Below are 15831 nucleotides of genomic sequence, written 5' to 3'. Positions count from 1 at the left end.
CACTCATCACCGTGATGCGTAATGGTTCCGAGTACGCAAACGTCATATCCTCTAGTTCTCTCTATCGGATTCCTTTGAATTGTCATTTGCGGCCGGGCAATTAAAAAAATTCACTCGGCCGCTACTATTTCCACCCCGACCATCATTTCTTAAATGTCTGAACGCCTGTAATGACCGGATACGCCACCGAGAAGACCACGTTCAGGAACTTCTGCACCTCGGCGATCGGGGCATTCGACACATACAGCAGATCCTTGTCGTCCATCATGAAGTTCTGCGCCACGAAAAACGAATTCGGATCGCGCAGATTCACCCGATAGACGACTGGCACCTTGCCGTCCGCCGTCGTGTGTACCGGCGTATTTGGCCACGGCAATGCCTTCGCACTCTCGAACCGGAAAATGAACACACCCTGCGCGTCAGATCGCGAATCTTCCAGACCACCGGATCGCGCCAAAGCCTGCGCAAGCGTAATCCCCTGCGCCTCAAAATTGATTTCCTGACTTTTCCCGGTCGCTCCAAGCGACATGAAGCTGAACGGCTGAAACAGTGCAGTCACCACGTCACCAGCGTGCAACGGTACATTCTGATGCGGATCGCGAATCACCGTCTCAAGTGGCAACGAGGCCACTGTGTCGCCACGCGTCACCTGAATCGTGATCTTGTCGACCGGTTGCTTTACCCCACCCGCACCTGCCAGGGCATCCAGCACGCGCTCACCACGCGCGCTCAGCGGCATCCGGTTGCTACTCGCCACATCACCCACCATCGTCACATAAGACGTTGCGTTCCGCGAAAGCTTCACCAGCACTTGCGGATCATGAGCAATATTCTTCAGCCGCGCAGCAATGTCACGCTGCAGCTCAGTTGGCGTGCGGCCAACCGCTTTCAATTCCCCCGCAAAGGGCACATTGATCCTGCCGTCGCCATCGATCGTCTGATCCGGCAAAACGGTTACACGCGCATTGCTCGTGCCGCCCTTCGCGTCGATTTGCCCAGCGCCGAACAACGTCGCTGGCGGCGCTTCCCAGATCGACACTTCGATCGTATCGCCAACACCGAGCTGCTGCTGGTATGAAGTGCTATTGCCTAACGTGGTCGAAAAATCACCGATGCTGCGCTCCGCAAAAAGCCTGCGCGCTACGTCATCCGTCACATCGACAATCTGGATACCCTCCGGGCTGGCCGCCCCCCCAGCCCTGCTAATCTGCGATCTGCTGGGCCCGGAAGTCGGAATAGCCGAGCAACCGCCAAGCGAGATCGCCCCAAAGGCGATCACGGCAAAAACAAGACGACGAGACATTGATTACAGCACTTAGCAAGAGTTGGTAAGTAGAACTTCGGCGCGAATTGTCTCACGCACTCGGGTAGAATGGCGTGCTGTGAAAAAAATCCACACTCGAAACACTAAAATAGTCTGCGCGCCAGCTTACAACCGTACTGCAATCTCGTGTCAACCATCCACCTGGACGTCACGCGCCTCCTTACGCGTCTTTACGACGGGCTTTTGCCCACTGGCGTAGATCGCGTCGGGCTCCAATACATTGAAAAATACGGCGCTCGAGCGCGCGCAATCCTTAGCGAGCGCGGTTTTGCCACAGTTCTGTCCGAGAGAGATTCGCAGCAAACGTTTGCGATGCTTCTCTCATCGATCCGCAATAGAAACGCCATCCGCACTTTGGTCGCACGCGCTTGCCTTAATTGCTTGCGAGAAACAAGACTTAATGGCGTGCTGTTGCACACCAGTCACAACGGAATGGAATTCGGTCGTTATTACAGTGCGGTGACACGACGTCAAATTCGCCCCGTATTCATGGTCCACGACTTGATCCCGTTGACTCACGCCGAATACTGCCGCCCCGGCGTCGACGCCACGCATCGCAATCGCATGCACACGGCGTTGGAGCACGCAAGCGGCCTCATCATGAATTCGCAAGCCACGCTCGACTCCCTCGCCGCCGAAGCCGAACGCGCGAACCTTCCGCTTCCACCAACCGTCGTCGCCCGCCTCGCCTCCGGCGTAACCCCACGCCCACTCGCGCCGCGCCCCATCGTCACACCATACTTCGTGATGCTAGGCACGATCGAACCGCGCAAAAACCACTGGTTAATCCTGCAAGCCTGGCGCCGCCTCGTCGAACAACTCGGCACCGCAGCACCCAAGCTCGTCGTAATCGGCCGCCGCGGCTGGGAATGCGAAAACGTCATCGACATGTTGGAGCGCTGCGAACCGCTAAAAGGCGTCGTAATAGAAGAACCCCACTGCTCCGACGAAAAACTGCACGCCTATCTGCAACACTGCCAGGCGCTGCTGTTCCCTTCGTTCGTCGAAGGCTACGGCATGCCACTCGCCGAAGCACTCGCGCTAAAAGTACCGGTACTCGCTAGCGGTCTCGCCGTCTTCCAGGAAATCGCCGACGACATTCCCGACTATCTGGATCCACTCGACGGCCCCGGCTGGCTCGCGCGCATTCAGGCCTACGCGCAGCCGAATAGCCCCGAGCGCGATGCGCAGCTAAGCCGCATGGGACGATTCCGCGAGCCGACGTGGGCGGAGCATTTCGAACGCGTCGACGCCTTTCTGGAAACGCTGCGCTAAATGAAGCAACGCGTCATCGCCAACGAACAGGCATCCGCGAACCTCGCAATCGATCTGCGCAGTCTCACGCGCGGCTTTCGTCTGTGGAGCGGACTCCGTCAACGGAGCGTCGAGCATGTATGGATCGACCGTTGGCAAGGGCGCATTGCATTACGCGTCGCAGGTTTACTCCGCAAGCAAATCAACGCCGCGTGGCCTGGACCGGTCTGGTCCCATGGACCATCGGGCACCCCGCTATTGTCGTGGTTTTCGATGCCGCTTGCCGATGCCCGCGCGGAGACATTCGCCGCCGCGCTGAACAAAGCACTCGCGGCCGCAATCGAGCAGGATCGCAGCGCCCAGACGGCCTCCGAATCGCAACGGTTGATGCAGCGGTTCGCGCGCAGTCACGCATCGGCAATACGTGACTCGCAATCCTCCTGCCCGGTAGCGCTACTTGAGCCACGAAGCAAGGAACGCGTACTGCTCATCGACGAACGCGTGCGATCGAAAGGATCGAGCGCGAGCGCAACGCGCCATTCGTCCAAAGCTTTTGCGCGAATGGTGCAAGCGGCGATGAGCGCGCATCCACAAGCCGAATTCTGGATCGCTCGATCGACCGATCCAGCACGAGGCCGCTGGCTCTCCGCTTCATCGGAACCGATGTTGCCCGCCGACATCCGGCGTATCGCCGACCACGAATCCCTGTGCGCCGCGCTGCCTCACGTCGATCACGTCTACACGCTCGGCGCGTCGGAAGGCGTGCATGCTCTGTTGGCCGGCGCGCGCGTCCACGTATTCGGCGCACCGTATTACGCGGGCTGGGGCCTGACGCATGACGATCAGCCCTTGCCGAACCGAACTGCGCGTCCCACGCTAGCCACCTTGTTCGACGTAGTGTTCGTCCGCTCGACGCGCTATCTGAACCCGACCACGCATGCTCCCGGCACGCTCGACGATCTGCTCGACAGCATCGAGCTGCAACACGCGGTCCAGCAACGCTTCGCCGATTTGCAGGACGTAGCAGCACTGCGTTTCCAATGGTGGAAGCGCCCGTTCGCGACGCCATACATCACCGCGGGCAATCCGGCATTACGCTGGACCGCCGAACCGCAATCGGTGCAAATCCACGAGTGCGCGGTACTGTGGGGCGCGCGCAGCGCAGACAACCTCGCGCCGGAAATTCGTCGCGTCCGGATCGAAGACGGCTTCTTCCACTCGACAGGTCTCGGCTCCGACATGATCGCGCCGCGCAGTCAGGTGATCGATCGCCGCGGACTGTACTTCGATGCGAGTCAGCCGAGCGATCTGAGCGTGCTGCTCAACGAGACCGAGTTCAGCGACACCGAGTTGGCGCGCGCCGCGGCACTTCGCAACAAGGTCGTGCAACTCGGCGTCACTAAGTACAACCTCGGCCGCCGGCGCCCTGCATGGACCGCAACGTCAGGCAAGCAAATTGTGCTGGTCCCCGGCCAGGTCGCCGACGATGCATCTATCCGCCTCGGCACGCGCGCAATCGGCACCGCCGATGCGCTGCTGCGCGAAGTCCGCCGCCTGCGTCCCGACGCATTCGTCGTCTATAAACCGCATCCCGACGTGCTATCAGGCAATCGCCATGGTCTGATCGACGCGCAGCAACTCGCCGACGTCGTCGATACCGAAGCGGACCTGCTGTCGCTCGTCGATGCGGCGGACGAAGTTCACACGCTCTCGTCGCTTGCGGGCTTCGACGCGTTGTTGCGCGGCAAAGCGGTGTTCACCTACGGGCTGCCGTTCTACGCGGGCTGGGGACTCACCCACGACGCGCTCGCGCCGCTGCCGTGGCGTCATCGCACATTGACGCTCGACATGCTGTGCGCGGGCGTGCTGCTGCGCTACCCACTGTACTTCGATTGGAAAACCCGTCTCTTCACGACCCCGGAAGCCGTGGTCGAACAACTCGCACCACAAGCCGCACGGCCGCTCGAAAAAGTACGCGGCAACCGGATGCGGCCGCTTCTCAAAGCTTTTCGCTGGAGCCGCAATGCAATTCGCCACGCCATATGGCGCCTTCAGCAAAAGCGCGCGCCATGAGCATGGTAAAAAAACAAACCGTCCAGACAAACCAAAAGCCCCGCAAGATCGAAATCTTGCGGGGCTTTTTTCCGAGGCTGACGCTAAAGCGTTATCCGCCTACCGCGACATCATATTCATGCTGACGTTATGCAACACCCACAACGTCCCGCCAACCACGATAACAGCGGTCATCACGGTGAACGCAAACGCCGTCACGTTCCAGCGCTGCGACGACGACGTGTTCATATGCAGGAAGAACACCAGATGCACGAGGATCTGCACGACCGCGAGACCCGCGATCGCGAGCAACGCGCTCTGGCCCGTCAACGTGCCGGTCATCACGATCGCGAAGGCCGCGACGGTCAGAATGACGGAGAGCACGAAGCCCGCCGTATAGCTGCCGAAGCTGCCGTGGCCGCCTTCCGAGTGTGCGCCATGGGCGCTATGACTATGGTCCATTTAGATCACGCTCGCAAGATAGACAAAGGTGAAAACGCCGATCCACACGACGTCGAGGAAGTGCCAGAAAAGGCTCAGGCACGTCAGACGGATCATGTCGCGTTCGGTCAGGTCGCGATGACGCATCACCTGCAGCGCCAGCACCACCATCCAGATCAGACCGAACGTCACGTGCAGACCGTGCGTGCCGACCAGCGTGAAGAACGACGACAGGAACGCGCTGCGGCTCGGACCCGCGCCTTCGGCGATCAGGTGCGAGAACTCGCGCATTTCCAGCACGAGAAACGCGAGGCCCAGCAGGAACGTCACACCGAGCCAGCCGAGCAGCACGCCCTTGCGGTTCTTGTGCGCGCCGAGCATCGCGAAGCCGTACGTGATACTCGAGAGCAGCAGCATCGTCGTTTCAAGTGCGACGCCCGGAATCTCGAACAGGTCCTTGCCGCTCGGACCACCCGCGAACTGGTGACTCATCACCGCGAACACCGCGAACAGCGCCGCGAAGATGATGCAGTCGGTCATCAGGTACAGCCAGAAACCGAACACCGAGTGCGACGGCACGTGGTCCGGCGCGAGTTGCGGCTCAACCGCAATTGTCTTCTGTAACATCAGTCCACCTCCAGCGCGACCTGCTTGCCGGCGCTTGCGCCGACACCGGCCACGGCACCAGCACCGCCGTTGCGATTCTCTTCAATCAGCGCGACAGTGTCGGCAGGAATGTAATAGCCGTCGTTGTCCATGAAGCTGTAGATGATCACGGTGGCGATCGCGCCGACCGCGCCAACGATCGCAAGCCACCAGATGTGCCACACACCGGCAAAACCGAGCACCAGCGAGAACAGACCCACCAACAGACCCGCGGACGTATTCGACGGCATGTGAATGTCGCGATACACCGGCACTTTCACACCGCCCTTGCGCGACTTCATTTCGGTAAACGCGTCGAGCGAGCGGACGTCCGGAATGTGCGCGAAGTTATAGGCCGGCGGCGGCGAGCTCGTCGCCCATTCCAGCGTATGACCGTCCCACGGATCGCCCGTGAGGTCGCGGTTTTCCGGCAGGTTGCGATCGCGGATGCTGACGACCAGTTGCAGCAGCTGGCAAGCGATACCGATTGCGATCAGCACCGCGCCAAACGCGGCGGCGATCAGCCACGGATGCCATGCCGGGTTGTCGTAGTGGTTCAGACGACGCGTCATGCCCATGAAGCCGAGCACGTACAGCGGCGTGAACGCAACCCAGAAGCCAACCTGCCAGAACCAGAACGCGGCCTTGCCTATCTTCTCGTTCAACTTGAAGCCGAACGCCTTCGGGAACCAGTAGTTGAAGCCGGCCAGATAGCCGAACAGCACGCCACCGATAATCACGTTATGGAAGTGAGCGATCAGGAACAGGCTGTTGTGCAGCACGAAGTCCGCGCCCGGAATCGCCATCATCACGCCGGTCATACCGCCGATCGTGAAGGTCACCATGAAGCCGAGGGTCCACAGAATCGGCGTCGTGAATTGCAGACGACCCTTGTAGATCGTGAACAGCCAGTTGAACACTTTGACGCCGGTCGGGATCGCAATCACCATGGTCGCGATACCGAAGAACGCATTGACGTCGGCGCCCGAACCCATCGTGAAGAAGTGGTGCAGCCACACGAGGAACGACAGCACCATGATCGCGCACGTCGCCCACACCATCGTCTTGTAGCCGAACAACGGCTTCTTCGCGAAGGTCGCGACGACTTCCGAGAAGATACCGAACGCCGGCAGGATCAGGATGTACACCTCGGGGTGACCCCAGGCCCAGATCAGGTTCAGGTACAGCATCGCGTTGCCGCCGGCATCGTTTGTGAAGAAGTGCATGCCGAGGTATCGGTCCAGACCGAGCAGCGCGAGCGTGACGGTCAGGATCGGGAACGACGCCATGATCAGCACGTTCGTGCACAGCGCGGTCCACGTGAACACCGGCATCTTCATGAACGACATGCCGGGCGCGCGCATCTTCACGATCGTCACGAAGAAGTTCACACCGGTCAGCAAGGTGCCGATACCGGAGAGCTGCAAGCTCCACAGGTAATAGTCGACGCCGACACCGGGGCTGAACTGCAGTTCGGACAGCGGCGGATAAGCGAGCCAGCCCGTCTGCCCGAATTCACCGATCACCAGCGAAATGTTGATCAGGATCGCGCTGACGGCCGTCATCCAGAAACTCAGCGAGTTGATGAACGGGAACGCGACGTCGCGCGCGCCGATCTGCAGCGGCACGACGAGGTTCATCAGACCGACCATGAACGTCATCGCCATGAAGAAGATCATGATGACGCCGTGCGCGGTGAAGACCTGATCATAGTGATGCGGCGGCAGAAAGCCAGGGCTCAGGTACGACAGCGCCAGCTGCATACGCATCATGATCGCGTCGGCGAAGCCGCGCAGCAGCATGATGAACGCAACGACGATGTACATGACGCCGATCTTCTTATGATCGACGGACGTCAGCCATTCGCTCCACAGGTAGCGCCATTTGCCGAAATACGTGATTCCGCCGAGCACGGCCAGCGCGGCGAGCACCATGCCGCCGCCCGCCGTAACGATGATGGGCTCGTGATACGGAATCGCATCGAGCGTTAGTTTTCCGAACATGCGTTACCCCTTCGGCGCACAGTTGGCGTCCTTCAAGTTGTCGATGACGTTGCCGTTGTTGTAGCGGGCAATGATGTTGTTGAAGAGCTTCGGATCGACGGTCGAGAAGTACCGGACCGGGTCCTTTTCGCTCGGCTCCGACACCGCGTGATAGCGGTCCATGTCGAGGCGGTCCGACGAAGCGCGCACCTTCGCAACCCACGCGTTGAAGTCTTCAGGCGACGTCGCGAGCGTGCGGAACTTCATGTCCGAGAAGCCCTTGCCGCTGAAGTTTGCCGCGAGGCCCGCGTAGTCGCCGGCGTGATCCGCGATCAGATGCAGGCGCGTCTGCATGCCCGCCATGGCGTAGATCTGGCCGCCCAGCTGCGGGATGAAGAACGAGTTCATCACCGTGTCCGACGTGATCCGGAAGTTCACCGGCGTGCCGACCGGGATCGCGAGCTGGTTCACCGATGCGATGCCGAGGTCCGGATAAATGAACAGCCACTTCCAGTCGAGTGCGACGACTTCGACGTTGATCGGCTTGACCTGCGACTCGAGCGGACGATACGGATCGAGCTCATGCGTGCTCTTCCAGGTCAACACGGCGAGGAACAGAATGATCAGCGTCGGAATCGTCCAGACAGCGACTTCGATTGCGGTGCTATGCGTCCAACCCGGACGGTACTCGGCGTTCCGGTTCGACGCGCGATAACGCCACGCGAAAAACAGAGTCAACGCAATGACGGGCACCACGACGATCAGCATGGCCCACGTCGAAGTCGCGATCAGATCACGCTCCGCGAGTCCCACACTGCCCTTCGGATTCAGAATATCGAGGTTGCTGCAACCCGAAAGCAGCAACATGAGGCTGGCGGAAATGAAACTTGCCGGCCTTCCTAGCGTCCGTCCTTTCATATCCACTGCCTCGTTTTTTTGGCTTCAACGAACGTCATTCGACGGCTCTCCATTAATAAGCGCTCGCATAATAGGGGGGCATCGGATGCTAATAAACACTCGATTTAGCAACGAACTATTGCGTCGCGACGCAGTGCGACACGTTGCCGCATTTCCCCGCGCACCCTATTCACCAGCGTCGTTTGCGACGCTTCGAAACGAAGCATCGAAAAGCTGACGCATCGCAAAAGTCCCCTGAAACAAGCGCTAAAAATCGCTGGACGCGCAGCGGTTTTCGACGTACTGCAACACGCATGCATTCACAAAGGGATTGATAACGACGCGCAAAAGCGCAAAAGCGTCGCCGCATCCTGACGCGCGGGTGCGACACCGATTCTTGCGCTCTGTTCTTTTAACCCGGAGTCTGCGTGGCGACGGGAGCCGGTCCGGGCGCCGCTGCCTGCAGATGCTCGCCGCCCTCCGTCGGCACCGAGTCCGAAGGCAGCGCCGAGCGTTCCGATTGCGCGAGCAGCGTGCCGACCGACGGATCGATCGCATCGGTGAACGGCTTCGGGTCGAGACCGATCGCGAGCACCAGCAGCGCCAACGCACCGAGCAGCGCGAACTCGCGCTTGCCGAGGTCCTTCAGCTTCGCCACGCGCGCGTTGGCAATCGCACCGAAGATCACGCGCTTGTACATCCACAGCGTGTAGGCCGCGCTCAGGATCAGGGTGGTCGCGGCGATCGCACCGATCCAGAAGTTGAAGCGGATCGCGCCCATCAGCACCATGAATTCGCCGACGAAACCCGACGTGCCCGGCAGACCGATGTTGGCCATCGAGAACAGCATCACGAAAGCGGCAAAGCGCGGCATCGTGTTGGCGACGCCGCCGTATTCGGCGATCGACGCGGATTTCGTGCGGTCGTAGAGCATGCCGGTGCACAACAGCATCGCGCCGGACACCACGCCGTACGAGATCATCTGCACGATTGCGCCGGACTGGCCGAAGCGGTTGAAGACGAACAGACCGAGCGTGACGAGGCCCATATGCGCGACCGTCGAATACGCGAGCAGGCGGCGCATGTCGGTCTGCACGAGTGCGAGCAGGCTCGAATAGATCACCGCGACGAGCGACAGCGTGATCATCATCGGCGCGAAGAAATGGCTCGCTTGCGGCGCGATCGGCAGCGCGAAACGCAGCAGACCGTAACCGCCGATCTTCAGCATGCCGATCATCACCGCGGCGCCCGTCGGGCCGTCGAGGTGCACGTCGGGCAGCCACGTGTGCAGCGGCCACATCGGCACCTTCACGCCGAACGCGGCAAGGAAGCCGAGGAAGATCAGCGCCTGCGGCACCATGTCGAGGTGCGCTTCGCGCCACACGGCGAGGTCGAAGCTATGCGTCTGGCTATACAGGTAGAGCAGCGACATCAGCATCATCAGCGAGCCGAGGAACGACACGAAGAAGAACTTCACCGCCGCATACGTGCGGTTCTTGTGACCGTAGGTGCCGATCAGCAGATACAGCGGGATCAGCGTCGCCTCGAACGCAATGAAGAACATCATGCCGTCGAGGGACGTGAACACACCCTGCATGAAGCCCGACAGCATCAGGAACGCGCCGAAGTACTGCGCGGTGCGCTGCGTGATCGACTCCCACGACGCGATCACGATGATGATCGTCGTCAGCGCGGTCAGCGCGACCAGCCACAGCGAAATCCCGTCGATTCCCACATGCCATGCGATATCGAACGTCGGCGACCAGCGGACGTTCTCGACGAACTGCATCGAGGTCACGTCGTTACGGAAACTCGCCACGAGCGGGATCACCGGCAAGAAACCCGCCACCGCGCCGATCAGCGCGAGCCAGCGCGTGCGATCACGCGCCGCGTCCGACCCGGCGCGCAGAACGACGAACCCGGCGACGATGGGGATCCAGATGAGAAGACTTAGGAGAGGCAATGGCATGTGCTCTGTCAAAACTTGAAGTACAAAACGCCGCGTCAACGCCCCCTGAAACAAGCAGACATTGAAATGGAAATGTAAGTTGGAGTTCGCTGAAATTGACACGTGGAGGGGATTCCCGCTACACGTTTACCCGCAGCCAACTTACCAAGGGTGGGAGATTACCAAGATAAGAATAATTTTGCATCGCAACAGCCGCGAAATCCGCGCCACAATACATTGTTGCGACGTGGGCGCTTGCAAAATGGATCGAAATGTGCGTTTGCACATTGTTACAAAGGCGTCGATAGGCCTTGGCAGTTTCGCAGCAAAAGCTGGCAATTAGCCGGAGGTTGGCCGCTGTTAGACATTCGCTGTTTATGGGGCTGGTTCGACTGGAACGGATCGTGCTGTCGAGTGCTTTTTGACGGTCGGGGACGAGCGGCAACCAAACAAAAATTTGCCTCGTCGGCGATAAAAAAATTTTTGTGCGGGCGGTCTAAACCGACCGGCGAGGAAGTCGCTAGCGGTGCCGCGCGCCTCGATCAAGGTGCGCTGAAACTGTTCCGCTCCAGGCGCACGAATCTTCCATCTTCCTTACACAGACCGCCGCCGCGCGATTGTTACTGCTGCAGAAACTCGCGCGGCGAGGCACACTCAATTCGCGCAGCGGGCTCCCCTCGCCCGACTCCTTTTCCGGACCTCCTCGCATGGCGCTTCGTGACGACGTCGTATCCGCACTCGAATGCCGCGGCCTGAGCAAGCGGTACGGCACCGGCCGCATCGTGCTCGCGCAGCTCGACTTCACACTCGCTGCGGGCGAGTTCGTCGCGATCATGGGCGACTCGGGCGTCGGCAAGTCGACATTGCTCAACCTGATCGCCGGGCTCGACCGCGCCGATAGCGGCAGCGTGCTAATCGACGGACGCCCGGTCGAACAACTCGACGACAACGCCGCGACGCGACTGCGGCGCCAGAAGCTCGGCTTCGTGTTCCAGGCGTTTCACGTGCTGCCGCATCTGACGCTCGCGCAGAACGTCGCGCTGCCACTGCTGCTCAATGATCTACCGACGGCCGCCGCGCTCGACATGCTCGCGGCGGTCGGCCTCGGCGGACGCGGCGACGACTTTCCGCGCGATCTCTCCGGCGGCGAGTTGCAGCGTGTAGCCATTGCACGCGCACTCGTGCATCGTCCGACGCTGCTTCTCGCCGACGAACCGACCGGCAACCTCGACCCTGCCACCGCGCGCGACGTGCTCGGCCTGTTCCGCGCGCAAAGCAAGGCGACCGGCGCGGCGACGATCATGGTCACGCATTCGGAGGCCGCGGCCGCCGTGGCGGACCGCGTGTTGATCCTCAGCGAGGGCGGCTTGCATGGCGCGCGCGATAAGGCCGCGAACGTCGCGCACGCCGCGGCCCGCTCGACCCACGATGGCCGTTGACCTTCGTCCACTGCCGCGCGCGCCGGGATATCGTGTTCTCGCGCGCTGGCTGATGGTCGCGGAATGGCGCAGTCATCGCGGACGCGCACTCGTCGCCATCGCGACGATCGCGCTAGGCGTCGCGCTCGGCTACGCGGTGCAATTGATCAACAGCGCCGCCTTCAACGAATTCTCGGCGGCCGCGCGCAGTCTGTCAGGCGAAGCGGATCTGCAGGTGCGCGGCGCGCAGCCTTTTGTCGACGAGTCCCTCTATCCGCGACTCGCCAACGAACCGGGCGTGGTGCTGGCGAGTCCCGTGCTCGCGCTCGACGTCGCGGTGCCGGGCCGCACCGGTGCACTGCCCGTTCTCGGCATCGATGTCTTCAAGGCGAGGTCGATCACGCCCGATCTGATCGGCGTGCCCTCGCCCGATCGCCCGTTCGACACGCTCGCCTCCGATGCGATATTTCTGTCGACGGCCGCGCAGCAATGGCTGAACGTCAAGACCGGCGACGACGTCACGCTACGCAGCGGTACGTCGGATCTGCATCTGCGCGTCGCGGGCGGGCTCGTGCGCACGCGGCCGGGTCAACGGCTCGCGGTGATGGACATCGCCGCCGCGCAATGGCGATTCGGCAAGGTGGGCAAGCTGACGCGCGTTGACGTGCAACTCGCACGCGGCGTCGATCGGCAACGCTTCAAACGCGATCTGCAACAGCAGCTCGGCAGCACATGGGTAGTCGTCGAGACGCGCGACACTGAGAGCCGCACCGATCGCCTGTCGCGTGCTTACCGGATCAACATGAACGTGCTCGCGCTGGTCGCGCTGTTCACGGGCGCGTTCCTCGTGTTTTCGACTCAGGCACTCGGTGTCGTGCGACGCCGATCGCAATTCGCGATGCTGCGCGTGCTCGGGCTCACGCGCGCTCAGCTATTGCGGCAGATCCTGCTTGAGGGCGCGCTGCTCGGGTTGCTCGGCTCGTTGTGTGGACTTGCGCTCGGCTACGCGATGGCCAGCGGTGCGCTGCGCTTCTTCGGCAGCGATCTCGGCGGCGGCTATTTTCCGGGCGTGCAACCGCGAGTCGGTTTCGAGCCGCTCGCGAGCGCGGTGTTTCTCGCGCTCGGGGTCGCGGTGTCGGTGTTGGGCAGCGTAGCGCCCGCTATCGACGCGGCGCGCGCACGGCCTGCCCCGGCACTCAAGGCCGGTGCCGAGGAAAGCGCATTGGCGCGGCTCGCCACGCCGTGGCCGGCGTTCGGCTGTTTGCTGGCGGCCGCCGCGCTGACGCGCGTGCCGCCGTGGTTCGATGCGCCGATCGCCGGTTATCTGGCGGTCGCGTTGCTGCTCGTCGGCGGCATTGCGCTGATGCCGCGCGTGACCGCGCTGATATTCGGCGCGGCAGGCCGCGCGCGCGGCACGCGACGCCGCGCGGGCGCGACGGGCACGCTCGCGATTGCGCGTCTCGCGAATGCGCCGGGGCAGGCGTCGATCGCGATGGGCGGCGTGCTGTCGAGCTTCGCGCTGATCGTCGCGATGGCGATCATGGTGGCCAGCTTCCGCGTGTCTGTCGACGACTGGATCACGCATCTGCTGTCCGCCGATCTGTATGTGCGCGTAGCGTCGGGCGGCAATAGCGGCGACAGTGGCGGCTTGCGGCCCGACGAACAGACGCGCATCGCGACGGTGCCCGGCATCGGCAACGCCGCGTTCGCGCGCATCACACATCTGACGCTCGATCCCGCGCGCCCGGACGTCGCGCTGCTCGCCCGCGAAATCGACGCGACCGATCCGGGCGCGACTCTGCAGATGACCGGCGCGGTGCTGCCGCCGTCCGCGCTTCGCGCCGGCGACATACCTATTTGGGTCTCCGAAGCAATGATCGACCTGTATGGGTATGAGTTAGGTCAACGTGTGCGGTTGTCGCTCGGCGAGCATGGCCAGACGTTCGTCGTAGCCGGCGTCTGGCGCGACTACGCGCGGCAGAGCGGCGCGATCCAGATACGGCTTGCCGATTATCGGCGGCTGACCGGCGACTCCACCGCAACCGATGTCGCCGTGACCGTCGAGCCGGGCGTGACTGTCGAACGCGTCGTCGCAAGTTTGAAGGCGCTGCCGTTCGGCGCTTCGCTCGAGGTGTCGCAACCGGGCGAGATCCGTGCGCGCACGCTGGCGATCTTCGATCGCAGTTTCGCGGTCACGTATCTGCTCGAGGCGGTGGCGATCGTGATCGGATTGTTCGGCGTCGCAGCGACGTTTTCCGCGCAGACGCTCGCGCGCGCCCGTGAGTTCGGGATGTTGCGCCACGTCGGGGTGACGCGCGCGCAGATTCTCGCGATCCTCGCTTCGGAGGGCGGTCTGCTCACCGCATGCGGCATTGCGCTCGGTTTCGCGCTTGGTTTCGCGATCAGCCTGATTCTCGTGTTCGTCGTCAATCCACAGTCGTTTCACTGGAGCATGTCGCTGCATGTACCGTGGTTCGTGCTGGGCACAGTCGCGTTGGTAATGCTGGTGCTGTCGTGTACGACGGCGGTAGTCGCGGGACGCGGCGCGGTGTCGGTGGATGCAGTGCGCGCGGTGAAGGAGGACTGGTGATGCCAGCTGCGCGGCGTGCGTGGAAAATGCGGTTGATCTGGGATAGCGCGGCCACTCGCCAGGTTTGCTCTGCGCTTGATGGCTGCGCGACGTGCATCGCGCGCCGACACGGCGGGTCACCTCCGCGGCGCCTTCAGCTTTTTTTCCGAGGGCTACTTTGGATTGGCATAGCCGCTGTGTGGCCCTCTTTCGCCGCTAGTAGCGACTCCACTCGATCCACCCCGGTCGCCTTCGCGGCAGTCACGCCAGACCATCCGATCTCGTTTCCGCGGGACAGCGGTGCTCATCCGGCTTTCCGCACCGAGTGGTGGTACGCGACAGGCTGGCTCACGACGCCCGACAACCGACCGCTCGGATTCCAGATCACGTTCTTCCGTACAGCGACTGGTCACGATGCCGCCGATCCCAGCGATTTCGCCCCGTCGCAACTGATCATCGCGCACGCTGCGCTGAGCGATCCGGCCATCGGACACCTCGTTCACGATCAACGCATCGCTCGGCAGGGTCTCGGGCTCGCCTACGCGAAGACCGCCAACACCGACGTCAAACTCGACGCCTGGAAAATGATGCGCGCCGCGGACGGCCACTACGACGTCACCGCCGATGCAAGTGGATTCTCGCTACACCTCCAACTCACGCCAACGCAGCCTCCGCTGATTCAGGGCGAGCGCGGTTACTCGCGCAAAGGACCGCGGCCCGAACAGGCGAGCTATTACTACAGCGAACCGCAACTCCGCGTGACGGGCACTGTGGTGCGCCCAGCCGGAGGTGGAAACGATACGACGCGCGATGCAGCAGTGACGGGGACCGCATGGCTCGATCACGAGTGGTCGAGCACGTTGCTCGACGCCAATGCGGTCGGATGGGATTGGCTCGGCGCCAATTTGACGGACGGCTCGGCGCTAATGGCATTCAAGATCCGCAGCCGCGACGGACATGCAATATGGGCCCACGCGACGCTTCGCAGACCCGATGGTCAGGTAACGAATTTCGACCCCGGTGAAGTCGACTTCACGCCGCGTCGCATGTGGCGCTCGCCGCACACGAATACTTCGTATCCGGTCTCGATGACGGTTAGAGCGGGAACGCTGACATGGCGACTCGATCCGCTGATGGACGATCAGGAACTCGACTCACGACAGTCGACCGGTGCCGTGTATTGGGAAGGCGCGGTACGGGTGAGTCAACAGAATGCGGATGTAGGGCGAGCCTATCTGGAACTGACGGGTTACGCGGATGCGTTGCGGATCGGAAAGTAGCTGTCTCTTATACTCATCTCC

General features: G+C 62.0%; 11 protein-coding genes. 5 read left to right on the top strand and 6 right to left on the bottom strand.

Features of this window, described 5'->3' with window-relative positions:
* Window positions 1-142: 142 nt before the first annotated feature.
* On the bottom strand, window positions 143-1303 hold the full coding sequence (locus tag F6X40_RS20840; RefSeq protein WP_187629049.1) for a polysaccharide biosynthesis/export family protein: 1161 nt from the start codon (window positions 1301-1303) through the stop codon (window positions 143-145).
* 147 nt (window positions 1304-1450) lie between these two features.
* On the opposite strand from F6X40_RS20840, the gene F6X40_RS20835 reads away from it, so the two are divergent.
* Both F6X40_RS20835 and F6X40_RS20830 read left to right on the top strand, forming a co-directional pair.
* Window positions 1451-2599: a glycosyltransferase family 4 protein gene (locus F6X40_RS20835; RefSeq protein WP_187629048.1), complete on the top strand. Its 1149-nt coding sequence runs from the start codon at window positions 1451-1453 to the stop codon at window positions 2597-2599.
* Window positions 2600-4651 carry a capsular polysaccharide biosynthesis protein gene (locus tag F6X40_RS20830; RefSeq protein ID WP_187629047.1) on the top strand — a complete coding sequence of 684 codons (2052 nt, stop codon included), beginning with the start codon at window positions 2600-2602 and terminating at the stop codon, window positions 4649-4651.
* 99 nt (window positions 4652-4750) lie between these two features.
* On the opposite strand, the gene cyoD is transcribed toward F6X40_RS20830, so the two are convergent.
* From cyoD to F6X40_RS20805, 5 genes are all read right to left on the bottom strand, one after another.
* Window positions 4751-5092 carry a cytochrome o ubiquinol oxidase subunit IV gene (cyoD, locus tag F6X40_RS20825; RefSeq protein WP_187629046.1) on the bottom strand — a complete coding sequence of 114 codons (342 nt, stop codon included), beginning with the start codon at window positions 5090-5092 and terminating at the stop codon, window positions 4751-4753.
* Complete coding sequence (gene cyoC, locus F6X40_RS20820) at window positions 5093-5698, bottom strand: cytochrome o ubiquinol oxidase subunit III (protein WP_018425052.1); 606 nt, start codon at window positions 5696-5698, stop codon at window positions 5093-5095.
* Complete coding sequence (cyoB, locus tag F6X40_RS20815) at window positions 5698-7719, bottom strand: cytochrome o ubiquinol oxidase subunit I (protein ID WP_184072891.1); 2022 nt, start codon at window positions 7717-7719, stop codon at window positions 5698-5700. The genes cyoC and cyoB overlap by 1 nt, the downstream gene beginning before the upstream one ends.
* Window positions 7720-7722: 3 nt before the next feature.
* Entirely contained in the window at window positions 7723-8616 is an 894-nt protein-coding gene (cyoA, locus tag F6X40_RS20810; protein ID WP_187629045.1) for a ubiquinol oxidase subunit II, read from the bottom strand.
* Window positions 8617-9007: 391 nt separating this feature from the next.
* A complete protein-coding gene (locus tag F6X40_RS20805) occupies window positions 9008-10564 on the bottom strand; it encodes a NuoM family protein (protein WP_187616796.1) in 1557 nt (518 codons plus the stop codon).
* Between the two features lie 686 nt (window positions 10565-11250).
* Between F6X40_RS20805 and F6X40_RS20800 the strand changes: the two genes are divergently transcribed.
* From F6X40_RS20800 to F6X40_RS20790, 3 genes are all read left to right on the top strand, one after another.
* Window positions 11251-11982, top strand: coding sequence for an ABC transporter ATP-binding protein (locus F6X40_RS20800; protein WP_184072885.1), 732 nt, complete (start codon window positions 11251-11253; stop codon window positions 11980-11982).
* Window positions 11972-14551: an FtsX-like permease family protein gene (locus F6X40_RS20795; protein WP_187629044.1), complete on the top strand. Its 2580-nt coding sequence runs from the start codon at window positions 11972-11974 to the stop codon at window positions 14549-14551. Before F6X40_RS20800 ends, F6X40_RS20795 begins: the two co-directional genes overlap by 11 nt.
* Window positions 14552-14727: 176 nt before the next feature.
* Window positions 14728-15810: a lipocalin-like domain-containing protein gene (locus tag F6X40_RS20790; RefSeq protein WP_187629043.1), complete on the top strand. Its 1083-nt coding sequence runs from the start codon at window positions 14728-14730 to the stop codon at window positions 15808-15810.
* Window positions 15811-15831: the final 21 nt, after the last annotated feature.

The sequence above is a fragment of the Paraburkholderia sp. UCT31 genome (genome assembly GCF_014397655.1).
Lineage (GTDB): Bacteria > Pseudomonadota > Gammaproteobacteria > Burkholderiales > Burkholderiaceae > Paraburkholderia > Paraburkholderia tuberum.
Note: the sequence above shows the minus strand (reverse complement) of the source record. Positions and strands in the feature narration are given on the sequence as shown.

Excerpts from the sequence above, each read along its gene's own strand:
- F6X40_RS20840 (WP_187629049.1), bottom strand. The coding sequence starts at position 1,303 with ATGTCTCGTCGTCTTGTTTTTGCCGTGATCGCCTTTGGGGCGATCTCG.
- F6X40_RS20805 (WP_187616796.1), bottom strand. The coding sequence starts at position 10,564 with ATGCCATTGCCTCTCCTAAGTCTTCTCATCTGGATCCCCATCGTCGCC.
- cyoB (WP_184072891.1), bottom strand. The coding sequence starts at position 7,719 with ATGTTCGGAAAACTAACGCTCGATGCGATTCCGTATCACGAGCCCATC.
- F6X40_RS20830 (WP_187629047.1), top strand. The coding sequence starts at position 2,600 with ATGAAGCAACGCGTCATCGCCAACGAACAGGCATCCGCGAACCTCGCA.
- cyoC (WP_018425052.1), bottom strand. The coding sequence starts at position 5,698 with ATGTTACAGAAGACAATTGCGGTTGAGCCGCAACTCGCGCCGGACCAC.
- cyoA (WP_187629045.1), bottom strand. The coding sequence starts at position 8,616 with ATGAAAGGACGGACGCTAGGAAGGCCGGCAAGTTTCATTTCCGCCAGC.
- F6X40_RS20800 (WP_184072885.1), top strand. The coding sequence starts at position 11,251 with ATGGCGCTTCGTGACGACGTCGTATCCGCACTCGAATGCCGCGGCCTG.
- cyoD (WP_187629046.1), bottom strand. The coding sequence starts at position 5,092 with ATGGACCATAGTCATAGCGCCCATGGCGCACACTCGGAAGGCGGCCAC.
- F6X40_RS20795 (WP_187629044.1), top strand. The coding sequence starts at position 11,972 with ATGGCCGTTGACCTTCGTCCACTGCCGCGCGCGCCGGGATATCGTGTT.